This is a genomic window from Actinomadura oligospora ATCC 43269, assembly GCF_000518265.1.
GTDB lineage: Bacteria > Actinomycetota > Actinomycetes > Streptosporangiales > Streptosporangiaceae > Spirillospora > Spirillospora oligospora.
Genome location: NZ_KI912410.1, coordinates 884,694 through 902,190 on the forward strand (window position 1 = coordinate 884,694; position 17,497 = coordinate 902,190).

Here is a 17,497-nt window from a genome sequence, read left to right on the forward strand (position 1 = left end):
CTGACAGTGTCCTTTCCTGGCCATGCCAGGGCGACGCAGAAGTTCCGGTCAACACCCCGCAAACCCTTCCCCGGCGAGCCGACGCCTTGATCGAATAATCCTCGCCGGGTGCCAACCTTTGCCGCCTCTCCGGTGTGTGTAACGGGGAACAAGGAGGCGGATGGTGCGATACGACGGCTTGTCCGAATTCGTTGCGGCGCGGGGACCGGCGCTGCTGCGGTCGGCGTTCCTGCTCACCGGTGACCGGCATCTCGCCGAGGACCTCGTGCAGGCCGCCCTGGTCAAGCTCGCGCCCCGGTGGCGGCGCGTGGCGGCCGGCGGCGATCCCGAGTCCTACGTGCGCAAGATCCTCTACCACGAGCATCTCAACTGGTGGAAGCGCCGCGGCAGGCACGTCCACCCGAGCGCGGACCCGCCCGAGCCGGCGGGCCATCCCGACATCGCCGACCGCGCGGTGCGGACGATCCTCCTGGGCCAGGCGCTCGGAAGGCTGACCGCCAAGCAGCGCGCGATGATCGTGCTGCGCTTCTACGAGGACCGCTCCGAGACCGAGACCGCGCGGCTGCTGGGCTGCTCGGTCGGCACGGTGAAGAGCCAGACCCACCGCGCCCTCGCGCGGCTGCGCGCCCTCGAACCCGGGCTCGCCGATCTCCTGACCGACACCGAGATCCCGGAGGTGGCGCGATGAGCCCCCGCCTGCACGACGCACTGCACGAACTTGCCCAGGGGGCTCCGTCCGAGGTGAGCGCCGCCCAGGTCCTGGCCGGTGCCCGCCGCCGCAGGCGCGTCCGTCTCATCGCCGTCCCCTCCGTGGCCGCCACCGCCGCCGCGGCGATCCTCGTCGGGGCGACGCTGGCCGGAGGCGGTGCCGAGCCCGCCAGGCCCGCCGCACAGCCTGACCGGCCTCTGGTCACCGAGCCCGGCAAGGTCCTCAACCCTCCGGGCGTGCTGCCCGGGCGACTGCCGTCCGGCAAGGTCGAACCGATCGTGTTCGCCTTCCTCGACTACTGCAGGGGAAAGAGCCTCAAGGAGACGACGAGCGCCAAGGGCGACTGCGCCCAGTGGCGGCTGGTCGGCCGGTCGGGGAAGCAGTGGCGCCTGCCGGACGCGGTCGGTTCGCGCGTGGTGAAGCCGGAGGACTACATGAGCGGCTCCGCGCCGCTGGTCGTCAGCCCGGACGGATGGCGCATCGCCTACTACCGCGCGAAGGACCAGCGGCTCGTGGTCCGCGACCTGACCTCGGGAAGGGTCACGCCGGTCAGCGCGCGCACCGCTCCGGCGGCCATCCCCCTGATGATGTTCTCCGGCGACGGAACACGCCTCGCCCTCTCCCCGAAGGTGGACCAGAGCGGCCGGACGCTGCTGGTCGACACCAGAACCGGAGCCGCGACGGCCCTGCACGCCGGGACCGTGATCGGCCTCAGCCGGGACGCCTCCACGATCGTGCAGGCCGACACCGAGGACGAGCGGACGCCCCTGACCGTCTCCGGCGCGGACGGCTCCGTCCGCGCCAGCGTCCCGCTCGATCCGGAGGTCGACCTGCGCGGCTCCTCCGGCAACCTGCTCTCTCCCGACGGGCGCACGCTCCTCACCTTCACGACGAGTCTGGACAAGGCCGTCCTCGTGGACGTCGCCACCGGCAAGATCACCTCCGTGCGCCGGATCGACGGCGTGGGTGGGGCCCATGCCTGGACGGGCCCGACGACGTACTTCACCACGAGGGATCTGTCCGGGCACCCGGATGCGCGCAAGAGGGGGATACCGCCCCGGGCCCTACGAGGCGTCATCGTCGACCTGACCACCGGCAAATACCGCGACGTCGGCAGGACCTTCACGATCCAGACATCCCAGTCCGCCGTGGCCCTCGGCGGCTACCTCCCCTGAACGCCTTGGCTCGGGCCTGGGCTGGGGAGGTGTGGAGGGTTACAGCGCCGTTATGCCGCTCCCGGTTGCATGGCGTCGCAGCTTCTTGATCACACTGCCACGCATCCCCCGGGGAACATCCATGCCCTTGTCGAGCGCCGCTTCCGGCTGCCTGGTGCTGCAGCGTGCGGGTCGCAGCGGCGCCGCTCCGTCCGTGAGACCGAAATGAGTTCGGGAGCACTCCACATGAGTAACGACATGCCCCCTGCCGACAAGCCGGGCGACCCCGTGCCGGCGAGCCGGCGGGCTGGCCGCCGCCGGACCCGGATGACCCGAAAGCGGCCCGCACTGGCCGCGATCGGCGCGGCCGTACTGGCAGGTGGCATCCTCGTCGCCAGCGGAGTCCATCCGGGCACGACCGCCTCCGCCGCCCTGGTGAAAACGACACGGCCCGCCGCCCTGCACGACGACCACGCCGGGTACCAGGGCCCCGGCGGTCCGGGCGGCCCCATGCAGGACCCCCACCCGTGGGGCCTCGGGGTCGGCCTGAACTACACCCTTCCCCGGGCGGAGACCGCCCCGGACTTCACCGGGCCGCTCTTCCTCAGCACGGTCGGCGCGGGCACCCCCGCCGCCGCGGCCGGGCTCAAGCCAGGTGACGTCATCGAGTCGGTGAACGGCGTCCCGGCCTTCACCAACGGAAAGCTCAACTCCGGAATCCTGGACTACCTCCGCCCGCCGTACCCGCAGCGCACGCCGGTGACCCTCACCGTTCAGCGGCCCGCTACCGGCAAGACCCGGAAGGTGAGCGTCACCCCCGGCGAACTGGCCGCGCAGCCCAAGCCACACGTGGACGCCACCCTGGTGAACGGCAGCGTCGCCCGCATTCGCTTCGACGCCTTCTACCCGGGCGTCGCCAAGGACGTCCTCAAGGCCATCGCCGATCTCCGGGCGACCACCGAGCTGACCGGCGTCATCTTCGATGTGCGCGGCAACCGCGGCGGGGTCGCCGCCGAGGGCAACGTACTTCTGGGTGCTTTCGTCCACGACGCCACGGTCATGTCCTTCTGCAACGCCAACGGCACCTGCGACCCCCAGCGCGTGGACGACAGCACCCCGCTGCTCCACCTGCCGATGGTCACGCTCACCGACGACGGCTGCGCCTCCGCGTGCGACGCGTTCGCCATGGGCGTCAAGGACCTCCACCTGGGCAAGCTCGTCGGCACCCGCACCGCGGGGGCCAACTCCGGCCCCACCCAGCTGTACGCGCTCAACGACAACACCAGCGTGATCCGCTTCCCCTCCCAGCGCGCCATCGGCGCCAACGGCGAGATCATGGACGGAATCGGCGTCCCCCCGGACTTCCACGCGCCGCTCACCGCCGCGGACGCGTCCGCGGGCAAAGACCCGGCCCTGGCAAAGGCAGCAGCTCTCCTCAAGCCGTAACCCCGGTCCCCCGCCCCCAGAACTCCCAAGCCACCCCAATCCAGTAGGTAGTGGCGGGAAGAACGGTTGAGCACGTTGCGCCTCGACGGTCTGGTCAGACTTGACCCACGGCGTCAGCCGCCCTCAGCTCTCCATAGCCATCCGAACACCAAGAAGGACCAGCACAGTGCCGGAGACCCACTCGAGGCGCTGGCGTACCTTGGCCCGGGAGATGATCTTCTTCATCCGGCCGACGAACCATACGTACAGTCCGTAGTAGCCGACCTCGAAGACGGCCCAGATGGCCGCCAGGCCGATCATGGTGGGCAGATGAGGGGCGCCTGCGGGCACGAACTGCGGCAGGAAGGACATCGCGAACACCGCGGCCTTGGGGTTGGCGAGGTTCAGCAGTAGGCCCGAGCGGTACGAAGCCCAGCCCGAGTGCACTGCCTGTGCATCCTGTCTCTCCTCTTCTCCCCGCTCGCCACGGACGTCCAACAGCGTCTTGATACCGAAGCCGACCAGAGTCACGGCCCCGGCGATCCGCATGACGTCGTACGCCAACTGAGAGGCCGCGAGCAGTGCGGTGAGCCCGAGTGCCGCGATGACACCCCAAATGAAGACGCCGGTCTCGTTGCCCAGCACCGTGAGGAAACCGGCACGTCGGCTGCGCAGGGACTGTCGGATGATCAGCATCGTGCTCGGGCCGGGCGAGGCCGCGATCAGGGTGCAGGCGCCGAGAAAGGCGAAGAGGGTGCTCAGCATGCGCCCTATCGTGGAGTCTCACTACCGATCATGTCCATCTGGCCCCCTCGGAGCGGGCGGGGCCGCTTACTGGGCGGGTGCGGTGGCCGAGGCCGGACAGAGTTGCTGCTCTGTCCGGCCGACGCGCCTGGAGGCGGATTCCGGTCCGATTCGCCTCACGCCCGGCCGTTGTGCGGTCTGGCTAGTGGAGGACGTCGAGGATCTGCTTCTGCAGTCCGTTGCTGTAGACGGCGTGCTCGACGAGCTTGAGCTTCTGGGTGTCCTTGTCGGTGGTGCTGAACAGGCGCTTGCCCGCGCCGAGCAGCACCGGGAAGACCAGCAGGTGGTAGCGGTCGATCAGGCCGGCGTCAGACAGGGCGTGGTTGAGCGAGGCGCTGCCGTGGACGATGATCGGCCCGCCGTCGGTCTCCTTCAGGGCGGCGACCTCGTCCAGGGAGCGCAGGATCGTGGTGTCGCCCCAGTCGTCGACCAGGTCGTCCTCGGTCATGGTGGTGGACACGACGTACTTCGGCAGGGTCTTGTACCGGGCGAACTCGGCCATCCCCGGCCAGACCTTGCTGAACGCCTCGTAGCTGGCGCGGCCCATCATCATCGCGGCCGCCTCCTCCTGCTCCCGCCCCTTGATCTCGAACGCCTCCGGGACGAACTCGACGTCCTTGAACGTCCAGCCGGAGTTGCGGTAGCCGGGCTCACCGCCGGGGCCCTCCACAACGCCGTCGGTGGAGACGAACGCGGTGCTGATCAACGTGCGCATGGCGGATCCTCTTGTTCTCGCGTATCGGGGTGCGGGCGCGTCGCTCGTCGGCGCAAGCGTCCGGTGGTGTCGTGCGACGCCGCCAAAGCGGTCAGGTAGCCAGGGCATTTATCCGCTCTGATCAGGGAAAACGCTATGTGGATGGCGTCCACATTCTGGCGTGGCAGGATCATGGCATACTCATGTGGACGCTGTCCACTTGAGAGGTTTCCGGCCATGCCCGAGCGCCCTGGCAAGCCCACCCGCGACACCTACCGCCATGGCGACCTGCGCCAGGCCCTGATCGAGGCGGGAACCGAACTGGCCCGCACCGGCGGCCCCGAGGCGATCGCCCTGCGCGAGACCACCCGGCGGGTCGGGGTCGCGCCCAACGCCGCCTACAGGCACTTCCCCAACCGCGACGCTCTGGTGCAGGCGATCTCTCTGCGAGCCATGGCCGAACTGGCCCACGCCATGGAGGAGGACATCGCCGCCCTTCCCCCCACCGACGACCCCGTCCAGGGCGCCCGCGACCGCTTCCGCGCCGTCGGCACCGGCTACCTGCGCTTCGCCCGCACCGAACCCGGCCTGTTCCGCGCGGCCTTCTACGTCCCCGACGACATGACCCGGGCCCAGGACACCGTCTCGGCGGGGCACGGCGGCCTGACCCCGTTCCAACTGCTCGGCGAGGCTCTGGACGGCCTGGTCGACTGCGCGCTGATGGCCCCCGAGCGCCGACCCGGAGCCGAGTTCCTGGTCTGGTCGTGCGTGCACGGCCTGGCGGTCCTGCTCATCGACGGCCCACTGCGCGGCCTCCCCGACGAGCTCACCGACCCGGCCGTACACGACCTGATCGACCTCATCGACAAAGGTCTACGACCCGACACCTCAGCGGCGGACGCGCCGACCCCGGCCTGACGAGACCGCCTGATATTGCGGGACAGCCGGAAAGACACCACCGGCGCACCGGCTGATCGGGATGAGGTGCTGGCCAGGACCAGGCTGAGCAGCCCGACGCGGGGAAGCGTCAAGGACGGGTCCAGAGGCAGGCTGCGGCTTATGTGCGCCACGTCGCGCGTCCGCTCCGGCCGCATCTTGATCAGCGTCCGATGCGCACCGCGTGACCCGACCACCCGTTGGCGTACAGGCCCGGGGCTGACGTGCTCACGCGTCCGAACGCACGGGGCGCGGGCCGGGGGGCTGTCGGACTCGCCGGTCCGGTCCCATGGGTGCGGTGTGGCGCGGCGGGCCATGTGGGGTGGCGTGGGTCACAAATCCGCGGGGCGGGCGTTGGATGGCTGCCGAGCGACCACCGAGCGACCACGGGGGCGAAATGGGGCAAGGTGGGCGTGGTTTGATCATGACCGTGCGGGTGTTTTTGCAGGTCAGTGGGTGGCGCGCCCAGAGGGATTCGAACCCCCGACCGGCAGATTAGAAGTCTGCTGCTCTATCCGGCTGAGCTATGGGCGCTTGTGAGAGAGGAGTCTAGAGCGAGGCGGGGTGTGTTCGCACTGTTTGACCAGGGGGCGTGGTCACCTTGGGGGGTTTGGGCGGCGGGCGGCTTCGGGACGTGCGAACAGGTCATATCGTTCTGGTTTGTGGTGCTGGAGATCGAGGTGCCGCTCGCGGGCGGGGATGTCACCGAGGGCGTGGTGCGCGCCGGGGAGACGGTTCGGCGGGTGATGGGGGCGCACAGCCCGGCGGTGCACGGGTTGTTGCGGCATCTGGAGGCGGTCGGGTTCGACGGGGCGCCCCGGATGCTCGGCGTGGACGAGCGTGGCCGGGAGATCCTGAGCTGGGTGGACGGGGAGAGTCCGCAGCGGCCGTTGGCGGAGTGGGCCGTGAGTGATGAGGCCCTGGCCGGGGTCGGGCTGCTGCTGCGGGAGTACCACGACGCCGTCGTCTCGTACGGGACGCGGCCGGATGATCCCTGGGACACGGCGGCGTCGAATCTCGACGGTCCGGCGGAGTTGATCGGGCACTGCGATGTGACGCCCGAGAACGTGGTGTTCCGTGGTGGTGTGCCGGTGGGGTTGATCGACTTCGATCTCGCGCGGCCGACGACGCGGATGTACGACGTGGTGACGGCGCTGCGGCACTGGGCTCCGATCGCCGACCCGGCCGATCGTGACGATCTGCTGTACGGGGTGGACGTGGGACGCCGGATGCGGATCTTCGCGGACGCGTACGGGCTGGCGGCGGGGGAGCGGCGTGAGCTGCTGCCCGCGGCGCTGGTGCGGTTCGAGCGGTCGTATCGGGCCATGAGGACGCGTGCCGAGGGCGGCGGTGCCTGGGCGCGGCTGTGGAGCGGGGGCGCGGGTGCGCGCATCCGGCGGGCTCAGGACTGGTTGGAGACCCACTGGGACGAGCTTGATGCGCGTCTCGTCTAGGGCCGTCGGGCTGCTCGCCGGGGTGGCGCTGGACGCCCTGGTGGGTGATCCCAGGCGTGGGCATCCGGTCGCGGCGTTCGGACGGGTGGCGTCCGCGCTGGAGAAGAAGGTGTACGCCGACTCTCGTGCGCGCGGGGTCGCGTACACGGTTGTTCTGGTGGGCGGGACGCTTGCCGGGGGCGTTGCGGTGGAGCGGGCCGTCCGGGGGCGGCCCCTCGTGCGCGCGGGGGTGACGGCGCTCGCGACGTGGGCCGTGCTCGGCGGGACGTCCCTGGGGCGCGAGGGACGCGTCATGAGCGGCTTTCTCGAAGATCAGGATCTTGAGGCGGCGCGGGGACGGCTCGGGCACCTGTGCGCGCGTGATCCGGCCGGGCTGGGCGCGGACGAGCTGGCGCGGGCGACCGTCGAGTCGGTGGCCGAGAACACCTCGGACGCGTCCATCGCGCCGCTGGTGTGGGGCGCGGTCGGCGGGGTCCCGGGGCTGCTGGCGTACCGTGCCGCGAACACCCTGGACGCGATGGTCGGGTACCGCAGCCCGCGCTACGAGCGGTTCGGATGGGCGTCCGCGCGGCTGGACGACGTCGTGAACTGGGTTCCGGCGCGGCTGACGGGGCTGGTGGTGGTGGCGGTCGCGCCGCGTGGACGGCGGTCCGAGGCGTGGCGGGTGCTGCGCCGGGACGGCGCGTCCCACCCGAGCCCGAACGCCGGGCGGTGCGAGGCCGCGTTCGCCGGTGCCCTGGATGTCCGGCTCGGCGGGGCCAACGCGTACGGCGGGCAGGTCGAGACGCGCCCCGAGCTGGGCGACGGGCGTTCGCCGGAGGTCGCCGACATCCGGCACGCGGTGCGGCTGTCGGCGCGGGTGACCGCTGCGGCGGCCGTCCTGTGCGCGGGCCTCGCGTGCGCGCGAGGGGAAGCGGAATGGCGGACGCGAGGCGAGGGGGTTCGGGCATGAGGTCCGGTGGGGCGCTGCTGGTGGCGGGGACGACGTCGGACGCGGGGAAGAGCGTCCTGACGGCGGGCCTGTGCCGGTGGCTGGCGCGTCAGGGCGTGCGCGTCGCGCCGTTCAAGGCGCAGAACATGTCGCTGAACTCGATGGTCACGGCGGACGGCGCGGAGATCGGTCGGGCGCAGTACACGCAGGCGCTGGCGGCGGGGGTCGAGCCGTCCGCGCTGATGAACCCGGTGCTGCTGAAGCCGGGCAGCGACCGGCGGAGCCAGATCGTGCTGCTCGGGCGTCCGGTCGCTGAGGTGGACGCGCTGGAGTACGGCGCGCACAAGGAGCGGCTGCGGAAGGTCGTCCTCGACAGCCTGGCCGAGCTGCGCGCGGCGCACGACGTGGTGGTGTGCGAGGGGGCGGGCAGCCCGGCGGAGATCAACCTGCGGCGCGGCGACCTGGCGAACATGGGGCTCGCGCGCGCCGCGGACCTCCCGGTGATCGTGGTCGGGGACATCGACCGGGGCGGGGTGTTCGCGTCCCTGTTCGGCACGCTGGCCCTGCTGGAGCCCGCGGACCAGGCGCTGGTCGCCGGATTCGTGATCAACAAGTTCCGGGGCGCGGCGGAGCTGCTCGCGCCGGGGCTCGTGCAGCTGGAGGCGCTGACGGGCCGTCCGACGCTGGGCGTCCTGCCGTGGCGGCCGGGCCTGAACCTGGACGCCGAGGACTCGCTCGCCCTGGACGGCCCGCGCGCGCAGTCCGCGCCTCCGGTCGGGCGGGAGACGCTGCGCGTGGCGGTCGTCCGGGTGCCGCGTATCTCCAACTTCACGGATGTGGACGCGCTGACCTGCGAACCCGGCGTGGTCGTCCGGTATGTGACGACGCCGGGCGAGCTCGCGGACGCCGACCTGGTGATCCTGCCGGGTTCGCGCGCGACGGTCGCAGACCTGGCGTGGCTGCGCGAACGCGGTCTCGCGGACGCGATCGTCACGCGCGCGCACGAGGGCGGGCCCATCCTCGGCATCTGCGGCGGACACCAGATGCTCGCCCGCACGATCGAGGACGAGTACGAGTCGGGCGCGGGCACGGTCGAGGGCCTGGGGCTCCTCCCGACGCGGGTGGTCTTCGGCGCGGACAAGACGCTCGGACGGCCGTCCGGAACGGCGTACGGACAGCCCGTCCAGGCGTACGAGATCCACCACGGGATCGTCGAGCCGGACGGCGGCGAGCCGTTCCTCGACGGCTGCCGCGTGGCCGCCACGTACGGCACGACCTGGCACGGCGCGCTGGAGAACGACGGCTTCCGGCGCGCGTTCCTCGCCGACGTCGCCGCCCGCGCCGGACGCGACTTCACGCCCGCGCCGGACGTCTCGTTCGCCGCGCTCCGCGAGGCCGCCCTCGACACCGTCGCCGACCTCGTCGACGAGCACCTCGACACCGCCGCGATCATGACGCTCATCGAACGCGGCGCGCCGTCCGGCCTCCCCCTCGTCCCACCCGCCGGACCACCGGACGTCCCGGGCGCGCGGATCGGCGGGGACACCGGCGTGGGGCGCTCTCCCGGGCGGGTGGGCCGGTAGGGTGATCGACTTGCGTACCCCGCCAACCCCGCCGTGCAAGGAGGTTCGCCGGTGACCGAGCCGCGGAGCAGACTCGTGGTGCCGCTCATGAGGGCCAAGGTCCCCTGCGACGTGCAGCTGGAGTTCCCGCTGCCGCCGGGCGAGGAGCCGATCCGCGAGCCGTTCGCGGCCGACGTGTACGTGACGTACGCGCTGGAGCTGCCCGCCGAGCCCGGCACGGTGACGCTGCCCGGCGCGGGCGCGGGACGCCGGTACGAGCACGTGGCGCGGCGGCACTGCGGGGAGCTCGGCATCGACCCGCGCGACCTGGCGCGGCAGGCGTCGATCAACCTGCGCGACCTGCGTCCCGAGCTGGGGATGAGCTGGTACCCGGACGCCCGGGCGGTGACCGTGACGCTCGGCTCGGCGGACGCCAAGGACCCGTCCGGACGCGGCGGCCTCGAGGCGAGCCTCCTGCTGGACGAGGGGTTCTGCGACAAGCTCGCCCAGGACGTGGAGGGCGACCTGGTCGTGGCCGCGCCCGCCCGGGACGTGTTCGTCGCGTCCGGCACCGGGCACGCGGACGGGATCGCGAAGCTGCGCTGGGCGGTCGACCAGGTGTGGGCGGCCGAGCGCGCCGCCGACCCGGCCGTCCCGGCGAACTGGGACGTCCCCGCCGGGTCCCTCCTGACCCGCGACCTGCTGGTGCGGCGTCCCACGGGGTGGGAACCTCTACCCGTCTGACCTGCCGAAAGGCCGGAATTTCCTCCTCGTACGGCTCATCTGTCCCGCGCGTGCCCGAAGGGGTGACCGAAAACCACGGTCCGAGGGGGACGGCGGTAGACCGAATTCCGGGGGCTCCCGGACGGGTTGGGGCCGAAAATCCCGCCCTAAAAGCCCCCGAAGGCCGCTCAGATGCGGTTCTTTCAAGACAACCAGGACGGACTGTGGTGTCCGTAGGTATGACCTAATTACCCCCCTTGCTAGACCGAAACGGCATGAACCGGCCGTGTCGGTACGCCTACCCGGCGTAGCCTCCGCTTGTCGTCCCAGGCGGAAGGAGCCGACATTGGAAGGCAATCTCGCGTCCGTCCTGGCCGGTCGCGCGGACACCCACGGGTGGCGCGACCGGCCGTTGTTCCACACCGGAGACGCGACGTTCAGCCACGGCGAGGTGCACGACGCCGCGGCGCGCGCGGCGGGGGTGCTGCGCGCGGCCGGGGTCCGGCGCGGGGATCGGGTGCTGCTCGCGCTGCCCGACTCGGTCCCGCTGGTCGCGGCCCTGTTCGGAACGCTCCGGCTCGGTGGGGTGGCGGTCCTCGCCGGGCCCGAGCAGGGCGAGGAGGAGCACGCCCACATCCGGTCCGACTCCGGCCCGCGCGTGGTGGTCTGCGCGCCGGAGCTCGCCGGCCGGTTCCCGTCGGCGCAGGTCCTGACCGGGGACGACCTGGCCGACGAGCCCGCGTCCGTCCCCGATCCGGCGCCGGTCGGGCCGGGCGATCCGGCCTACGTCCAGTACACGTCGGGGACGACCGGAAAGCCCAAGGGCGCGGTGCACCGGCACGCCGACGCGGAGGCGTACTTCCGCGCGATGGGTGTCGGGGCGCTCGCGATGAGCTCCTCGGACGTGGTGTTCTCGCTGGCCAAGGCGTGTTACCCGTACGGGCTCGGCGCGACCGTGCTGTTCCCGATGTTCTGCGGGGCGGCGGCGGTGCTGTGGGCGGCGCAGCCGAGCGTCGAGGGCGCGGCGGAGCAGGCGCGGCGGCACCGTCCGACGCTGCTGTTCACCGTCCCGACCTGGTACGCGCGGCTGGTCGCCGCGCCGGAACGGGACGCCGGGGTGCGGCGCGCGTTCGGCTCGCTGCGCGCGGCGGCGTCGGCGGGCGAGCCGCTGCTGCCGTCCCTCGCCGACCGGATCGAGCAGGTCCTCGGCTGCCCGGTGCTGGACGGCCTGGGCAGCACGGAGGTCGGGCACACGTTCGTGTCGAACACGGTGGCGCGGCGGCGGCGCGGCGCGCTCGGGGTGCCGCTCGACCCGTACGAGATCTCCGTCCGGAACGAGGCGGGGCACGGCCGGACGGCGCGTCCGGGGGAGCCGGGCGTGCTGTACGTGCGGGGGCCGTCGGTGATGACGGGGTACCTCGGCAAGCCGGGGCAGACGGCCGAGGTGCTGTCGGCGGACGGCTGGCTGCGCACGGGCGACCTGGTGCACGTGGACGACGACGGGTTCGTCCACCACCACGGCCGGGTGCTCGACCAGGTCACGGTGTCGGGACGGCGGGTGTCGCCGCTGGAGGTGGAGCGGATCCTCGGCCAGCACCCCGGCCTGGTCGAGGTCGCGGTGGTCCCGGACGGCTCGGAGGCGGGGGCGCTGCACGCGTACGCGGTCGCGATCAACGGCGCGGACGAGATGGTCCTGCTCGCCGAGCTGCTGGACCTCGCGCGGACGCGGCTGCCCGAGCACAAGGTGCCCGCGAGCGTGAGCTTCCTGGACGAGCTGCCGCGCACGTCCACGGGCAAGATCCGCCGCTCCGCGCTCCGCCGGGCCCCGGGGTAAGCGGTCGCCGACTCGGCGTCCCGGCGTCGCGCTTGCTAGGGTCCTTGTTGCGAAGAATTTGCAACTAGGAGTGATATGCGTAAGTCGGCGCTGGTCATCGGGGTGGTGACGGTCCTGGTGGCCGCCGGTTGCGGGGGCGCGGGCGGCGGCTCCGGAGCCGGGGGCGAGTCCGGCGGGACGTTCACCTACGCGATCGGGGACGAGCCGGACACGCTGAACCCCGTCCTCCAGGACGAGCACATCGACCCCGTCACCGAGATGGTGTTCCGCGGGCTGACCCGCCACGACGCCGCCAACAAGGTGGTGCCCGGCCTCGCCGAGTCGTGGCGGGTCTCCCCCGATCGCCGCTCCTACACCTTCGTCCTCCGCAAGGGCCTGACCTGGCAGGACGGCAAGCCGCTGACCTCGGCGGACGTCAGGTTCACGATCGAGGAGATGAAGGGGGCGGGGGCCGAGGTCCCGCTGTCGCGCAACTTCGCGTCGGTCGCGTCGGTGGAGACGCCGGACGCGACGACCGCGACGCTGAAGCTCAGCCGCCCGTTCGCGCCGCTGCTGGACGCGATGGCGGTCGGCCTGCTGCCCCAGCACGTCCTTCAGGGGAAGAAGCTGACCGACGCCGACTTCGGGCGGAATCCGGTCGGGGCCGGGCCGTTCAGGCTGACGAGCTACAAGCCGGGGCAGTACGCCGAGCTCGTGCCGTTCGACGGTTACTACGAGGGTAAGCCGAAGCTTCCGAAGATCGTCATCAAGTACGTCCCGGACGACAGCGCCCGGCTGATCCAGCTCAGGACCGGCGAGGTGGACGCGGCGCACGTCCAGCCGCAGCAGGTCGCGCAGGCCGGGAAGGTGAAGCGGGTCAAGGTCGAGACCTACCCGACCGCCGACTACCGCGCGCTGATGCTGAACTTCCGCAAGCCCGTCTTCGCCGACAAGCGGGTGCGGCAGGCGATGAACTTCGCCGTCGACCGCGACGCGATCGTCCGGAGCGTCCTCAAGGGGCAGGGCAGCCCCGCGACCGGCCCGCTGGACGAGTCGCCCTACAAGACCGCGCCCGCGCCGTTCGCGTTCGACACGGCCAAGGTGGACACGCTCATGAAGTCCGCCGGATACGCCAGGAACGCGCAGAACCTGTGGGCCAAGGACGGCAAGACCGTCCGGTTCGAGCTGAGCACGTTCGCCGAGGACTCCGCGCGCGTCGCGATCCTGAACGTGTCGGCGACGCAGCTGAAGCAGGCCGGATTCGACGTCCAGCCGAACCCGCGCCCGCGCGACTGGGTGCGCAAGCACTGGGGTGACCTGGACGCCTTCGTCGTCGGCTGGGGCACGCCCTACGACCCGGACTCGTCGGTCTTCGGCCCGTTCTCGTCCAGCGAGGTGCTCGCCAAGGGCGGCTCGAACTACGGCTCCTACAGCAACCCGGACGTCGACAAGGCCCTGGCCAGCGGCCGTGACACCGACGACCCGGCCGTCCGCAAGGCGGCGTACGCCGACCTGCAGAAGGCGCTCGCCGAGGACCCGCCGTTCGTCTGGATCTCCTACCTCAAGACCGACAACGCGATCCCGGACACGCTCAGGGGACCGCAGCAGCGCACGCTGGGCCACCACGGCTACGGCTTCTTCTGGAACGCCGAGAAGTGGTCCTGGTCCTAGTGCGTGTCTCGCACGCCCTAGCGCGGTCGGTGCTGCGCAGGGCGGGGGCGGCCGTCGCGGTCGTCGTCGCCCTGTCCGCGCTGTGCTTCGCGCTGCTGGACGCCGCGCCCGGCGACCCGGCGGCGGACATCCTGGAGGCGCGGTCGGGCGGACGTCCGCCGAGCGCCGCCGCCGTCGCCGAGCTGAGGCGCTCCATGGGGCTCGACGATCCGCCGCCCACCCGGTACGGACGCTGGGTGGGCGGCGTCCTGCACGGTGATTTCGGCACCTCCTACAAGACGGGACGTCCGGTGTCGGAGGTGCTCGCGGACACCGTCCCGTGGACGCTGCTGCTGACCGGCGCGGCCGTCCTGATCAGCGTGTTCGGCGCGGTCGCGGTCGGCCTCGCCGCCGCGCTCACCCGCCGCGCCTGGCTGCGCCGCGGCATCGAGACCGCGCTGTTCGTCGTCGGCGGCATGCCCGGTTTCGTGGTGGCGCTGCTGCTGCTCTGGATCTTCTCGGCCTGGCTCGGATGGCTGCCGTCCGGCGGGTTGTCGGGGCCTGATCAGGCGGTCACCCTCGGCGTCCTGCTGCCGCACCTGGTGCTGCCCGCGCTGGCCCTCGCGTTCGGCCACCACTTCGGCGCGTACGCGCGCCTCGTCGAGACCGGCGTCGGACGCCTCCGGACCGCCCCGCACGTCGACAACGCCCGCGCCCGCGGCCTCCCCGGACGCGTCGTCGTGGCGCGCCACCTGCTGCGCCCCGGCCTCGTCCCGTTCGCGGCCCGCCTCGGCGTCGGCGTCGGCGGCCTCGTCGCGGGCGCCTACGCCACCGAGCTGATCTTCTCCTGGCCCGGGATCGGCCGCCAGGCCATCCTCGCCGCGCAGAGCCAGGACTATCCCGTCCTCACGGCGATCGTCCTGCTGACCGGGGTGATCGTCGTGGTCGCGAACCTCCTCGGCGACCTCGCCGTCGCCTGGCTCGATCCCCGCGTGAAGCTGGAGCCCGCCCATGCCCACTGAGACCTCGCCCATACGTGCCGGGGCTTCGTGGCGGGGGCTGCTGGCGTTCCGGCTGCCCGCCGGACGGCCCGGGGTGTGGGCGGCGGGGCTGGTCCTCGCGGTCATGGCGCTGGCGGCGGTCGCGGCACCCCTGCTGACCTCGCACGATCCGATCGCGACGGACACGGACGCGACGGGGCTGCCGCCCGGGTCGTCCGGGCACCCGCTCGGCACGGACCTGCTCGGACGCGACCTGTGGGCGCGGTTGCTGTACGGCGCGCGGACGTCGCTGTCCGCCGGACTGCTCGCCGGGGCCGTCACGGTCGCGGCCGGCGTCCTGCTGGGCGCGCTCGCCTCGGCCGGGCCGCGCTGGCCGTCCGCCGTGATCTCCCGGGTCGCGGACGTCCTGCTCTCGGTCCCGATGCTGATCGTCGCGCTCGCGCTGTCGGCGCTGCTCGGACCGTCCCTCGGCACGGTCGTCGTCGCGATCGCGGTGACGAGCTGGATGCCGGTCGCGCTCACCGCCCGCGCGGAACTGATCAGCCAGCGCGAACGGCTCTACGTGCGCGCCGCGTACGCGCTCGGGCTGTCGCGGTGGCAGGTGCTCCGGCGGCACCTGCTGCCGGGCGCGCTGCCCCCGATCGCGTCGATCGCCGCCTTCGAGGTCGGGCACGCGATCCTGACCGAGTCCACGCTGAGCTTCCTCGGGCTCGGCGTTCCCCCGAACCGTCCGAGCTGGGGGAACCTGCTGACCGAGGCCCAGCAGCATCTGCTGACCGGCGAGTGGTACACCGTCGCGTTCCCGGCCGCGTGCGTGGTCGTGACGATCCTCGCGGTCAACGTCCTGGCCTCGGCGTTCGCGCGGGGCGAAGGGAGCGCCTGGTGAACGCCCTCACCTTCCGGTCACTGACCATCGACGTCCCCGGTCGCCGGGTCGTGGACGGCCTGGACCTGACCGTTCCCCGCGGACGGGTCGTCGCGCTGGTGGGACCGTCCGGCAGTGGAAAGTCGCTGACGGCGCGCTCGGTCGTCGGACTGCACCGCGAGGGCGTCCGGGTCGGCGGCTCGATCCTGCTCGGCGAGACCGACCTGCTGTCGCTGTCCCCGCGAGAGCTGCGGGCCGTCCGGGGGAGCCGCGTCGGGTACGCCTTCCAGGACGCCCTGGCCAGCCTCAACCCCACGATCACCATCGGCCACCACCTCACCGAAACCCTCCACGCCCACGGATCGGCGGGCGACGGGCGGGAGGCGTTGTGGCGGTGTGGGTTGGATGCGGACGTGGTCTGGGGTGCGCGGCCGTTCGAGTTGTCCGGGGGGCAGGCGCAGCGCGCCGCGCTGGCGCTCGCGACCGTCCTCGGCCCGGACGTGCTGATCGCGGACGAGGTGACCACCGCGCTCGACCCGGTCACGCAGGCCGAGGTGCTGGACGCCGTCCGCGCCCAGGCCCTGGACGAGGAGCGGGCCGTCCTGCTGATCACACACGACCTCGCCGTCGCGGCGCGCTGGGCGGACGAGGTCGCCGTCATCACGGACGGCCGCATCGTCGAACACGGCCCGTCCGGAACCGTCCTCGCCGAGCCGCAGCACCCTTTCACCCGCGAACTGGTCGCCGCCGCGCGCCTGGACCCGCCCGCGCGAGTTCGGGGCGAGCCGCAGGTGGCCGTGGAGATGTCGCCGCACCCGGCCCCGTCCGCGCGCGTTCCAGCTGAGCCGGGCGGTCTGGTCGAGCCGGGCGGTCTGGTGAAGCCGGGCGGTCTGGTTGAGCCGGGTGGTCTAGGCGAGCCGGGCGGTCCGGGGCCAGGCGGTCTGGTCGGTCCGGGTGAGCCGGGTGGTCCGGGCGGTTCGGGTCTGGGCGGTTCGGGTGAGCCGGGGGCGTTGGTGATGTCGTTGCGTGGGGTGCGGCGCGTTCTGGGCGGAAGCGGGCGCGTCGCGCGTCGAGGTCGGACGACGGTCGCGCTCGACGGCGTCGGCTTCGACGTCCGGGAGGGCGAGGCCGTCGCGGTCGTCGGACGCAGCGGATCGGGGAAGTCCACGCTGGTCGGAGTGCTCGCCGCGCTCGACCGTCCACAGGACGGCCAGGTCCTTGCGGGAGGCCGGGACGTGTGGTCACTGCCCGACCGCGACCGCCGCGCCCTGCGTCGCCGCACCGGCCTGGTCTTCCAGGACGCCCTCGCCTCCTTCGACCCCCGTCACACCGTCCACCAGGTGATCGCCGAGGCCGGGGCGACCCGCGCGGACGTGGCGGCCCTGCTCACCCGGGTCGGCCTCGATCCGGAGCTGGCGGAGCGCAGGCCGAGGACGCTGTCGGGCGGGGAGCGTCAGCGGGTCGCGCTCGCGCGGGCGCTGGCGTCGCGGCCCCGGGTCCTGCTCGCGGACGAGCCGACCACCGGCCTGGACGTGATCACGCAGGAGCGGGTCCTCGCCCTGCTGGACGAGCTGCGCCGGGACGAGGGTCTCGCGATCGTGTTCGTCACCCACGACCTGCGGGTGGCGCGCCGCGTCGCGGGCCGCGTGGTCGTCCTGGCCGGGGGACGCGTGGTGGACGACCTGCCCGCCGCCGACCTCGAATCCACCCGGACGGCGGCGGAGACGGCCGCCCTCCTGGCGTCCACGCCCACGCTGCGCCAGCCGACCGCCTGAT

Annotated in this window: 15 protein-coding genes and 1 tRNA gene; 13 read left to right on the forward strand and 3 right to left on the reverse strand. The window is 72.5% G+C overall.

Annotation, left to right across the window (positions count from 1 at the left end; translation table 11 throughout):
- The first annotated feature begins 178 nt into the window (after positions 1-178).
- From P696_RS0135855 to P696_RS50320, 3 genes are all read left to right on the forward strand, one after another.
- Positions 179-688 (forward strand): SigE family RNA polymerase sigma factor, encoded by a 510-nt coding sequence (locus tag P696_RS0135855; protein WP_342669052.1) that lies wholly within the window; start codon positions 179-181, stop codon positions 686-688.
- Entirely contained in the window at positions 685-1,884 is a 1,200-nt protein-coding gene (locus P696_RS0135860) for a WD40 repeat domain-containing protein (protein ID WP_026416102.1), read from the forward strand. Before P696_RS0135855 ends, P696_RS0135860 begins: the two co-directional genes overlap by 4 nt.
- Positions 1,885-2,190: 306 nt before the next feature.
- A complete protein-coding gene (locus P696_RS50320; RefSeq protein ID WP_211245931.1) occupies positions 2,191-3,309 on the forward strand; it encodes a S41 family peptidase in 1,119 nt (372 codons plus the stop codon).
- A gap of 123 nt (positions 3,310-3,432) precedes the next feature.
- Here P696_RS50320 and P696_RS0135870 read toward each other — a convergent pair whose 3' ends face one another.
- A complete protein-coding gene (locus P696_RS0135870) occupies positions 3,433-4,053 on the reverse strand; it encodes a LysE family translocator (RefSeq protein ID WP_026416103.1) in 621 nt (206 codons plus the stop codon).
- A gap of 181 nt (positions 4,054-4,234) precedes the next feature.
- On the reverse strand, positions 4,235-4,807 hold the full coding sequence (locus P696_RS0135875; protein ID WP_026416104.1) for a dihydrofolate reductase family protein: 573 nt from the start codon (positions 4,805-4,807) through the stop codon (positions 4,235-4,237).
- 216 nt (positions 4,808-5,023) lie between these two features.
- On the opposite strand from P696_RS0135875, the gene P696_RS50325 reads away from it, so the two are divergent.
- Positions 5,024-5,704: a TetR/AcrR family transcriptional regulator gene (locus P696_RS50325; RefSeq protein WP_051468550.1), complete on the forward strand. Its 681-nt coding sequence runs from the start codon at positions 5,024-5,026 to the stop codon at positions 5,702-5,704.
- A 475-nt stretch (positions 5,705-6,179) separates the two neighbouring features.
- On the opposite strand, the gene P696_RS0135885 is transcribed toward P696_RS50325, so the two are convergent.
- Positions 6,180-6,256, reverse strand: a tRNA-Arg gene (locus P696_RS0135885).
- A gap of 128 nt (positions 6,257-6,384) precedes the next feature.
- Between P696_RS0135885 and P696_RS0135890 the strand changes: the two genes are divergently transcribed.
- The 9 genes from P696_RS0135890 to P696_RS0135930 all read left to right on the forward strand — a co-directional run bounded on the left by P696_RS0135890 (position 6,385) and on the right by P696_RS0135930 (position 17,496).
- Positions 6,385-7,176 carry a phosphotransferase gene (locus P696_RS0135890; protein WP_157430113.1) on the forward strand — a complete coding sequence of 264 codons (792 nt, stop codon included), beginning with the start codon at positions 6,385-6,387 and terminating at the stop codon, positions 7,174-7,176.
- Positions 7,160-8,128, forward strand: coding sequence for a cobalamin biosynthesis protein (locus P696_RS50330; RefSeq protein ID WP_051468551.1), 969 nt, complete (start codon positions 7,160-7,162; stop codon positions 8,126-8,128). The genes P696_RS0135890 and P696_RS50330 overlap by 17 nt, the downstream gene beginning before the upstream one ends.
- Positions 8,125-9,690: a cobyric acid synthase gene (locus P696_RS50335; protein WP_051468552.1), complete on the forward strand. Its 1,566-nt coding sequence runs from the start codon at positions 8,125-8,127 to the stop codon at positions 9,688-9,690. Before P696_RS50330 ends, P696_RS50335 begins: the two co-directional genes overlap by 4 nt.
- Positions 9,691-9,741: 51 nt before the next feature.
- Entirely contained in the window at positions 9,742-10,413 is a 672-nt protein-coding gene (locus P696_RS0135905) for a DUF1444 domain-containing protein (protein ID WP_026416106.1), read from the forward strand.
- Between the two features lie 325 nt (positions 10,414-10,738).
- Positions 10,739-12,226: an AMP-binding protein gene (locus P696_RS0135910; protein ID WP_034488398.1), complete on the forward strand. Its 1,488-nt coding sequence runs from the start codon at positions 10,739-10,741 to the stop codon at positions 12,224-12,226.
- Positions 12,227-12,301: 75 nt separating this feature from the next.
- Positions 12,302-13,876 (forward strand): ABC transporter substrate-binding protein, encoded by a 1,575-nt coding sequence (locus P696_RS0135915; RefSeq protein WP_051468553.1) that lies wholly within the window; start codon positions 12,302-12,304, stop codon positions 13,874-13,876.
- Positions 13,876-14,877: an ABC transporter permease gene (locus P696_RS0135920; RefSeq protein ID WP_245627937.1), complete on the forward strand. Its 1,002-nt coding sequence runs from the start codon at positions 13,876-13,878 to the stop codon at positions 14,875-14,877. The genes P696_RS0135915 and P696_RS0135920 overlap by 1 nt, the downstream gene beginning before the upstream one ends.
- Positions 14,867-15,742: an ABC transporter permease gene (locus tag P696_RS0135925; protein WP_026416110.1), complete on the forward strand. Its 876-nt coding sequence runs from the start codon at positions 14,867-14,869 to the stop codon at positions 15,740-15,742. Before P696_RS0135920 ends, P696_RS0135925 begins: the two co-directional genes overlap by 11 nt.
- The gene (locus P696_RS0135930) at positions 15,739-17,496 is read left to right on the forward strand and encodes an ABC transporter ATP-binding protein (protein ID WP_051468554.1); all 1,758 of its coding nucleotides are present in this window, start codon (positions 15,739-15,741) and stop codon (positions 17,494-17,496) included. The genes P696_RS0135925 and P696_RS0135930 overlap by 4 nt, the downstream gene beginning before the upstream one ends.
- Position 17,497 lies beyond the last annotated feature (1 nt).

Coding starts and splice junctions, on each gene's coding strand:
- P696_RS0135915 (WP_051468553.1), top strand. CDS start 12,302: ATGCGTAAGTCGGCGCTGGTCATCGGGGTGGTGACGGTCCTGGTGGCC.
- P696_RS0135875 (WP_026416104.1), bottom strand. CDS start 4,807: ATGCGCACGTTGATCAGCACCGCGTTCGTCTCCACCGACGGCGTTGTG.
- P696_RS50325 (WP_051468550.1), top strand. CDS start 5,024: ATGCCCGAGCGCCCTGGCAAGCCCACCCGCGACACCTACCGCCATGGC.
- P696_RS0135925 (WP_026416110.1), top strand. CDS start 14,867: ATGCCCACTGAGACCTCGCCCATACGTGCCGGGGCTTCGTGGCGGGGG.
- P696_RS50320 (WP_211245931.1), top strand. CDS start 2,191: ATGACCCGAAAGCGGCCCGCACTGGCCGCGATCGGCGCGGCCGTACTG.
- P696_RS0135860 (WP_026416102.1), top strand. CDS start 685: ATGAGCCCCCGCCTGCACGACGCACTGCACGAACTTGCCCAGGGGGCT.
- P696_RS50335 (WP_051468552.1), top strand. CDS start 8,125: ATGAGGTCCGGTGGGGCGCTGCTGGTGGCGGGGACGACGTCGGACGCG.
- P696_RS50330 (WP_051468551.1), top strand. CDS start 7,160: ATGCGCGTCTCGTCTAGGGCCGTCGGGCTGCTCGCCGGGGTGGCGCTG.
- P696_RS0135870 (WP_026416103.1), bottom strand. CDS start 4,053: ATGCTGAGCACCCTCTTCGCCTTTCTCGGCGCCTGCACCCTGATCGCG.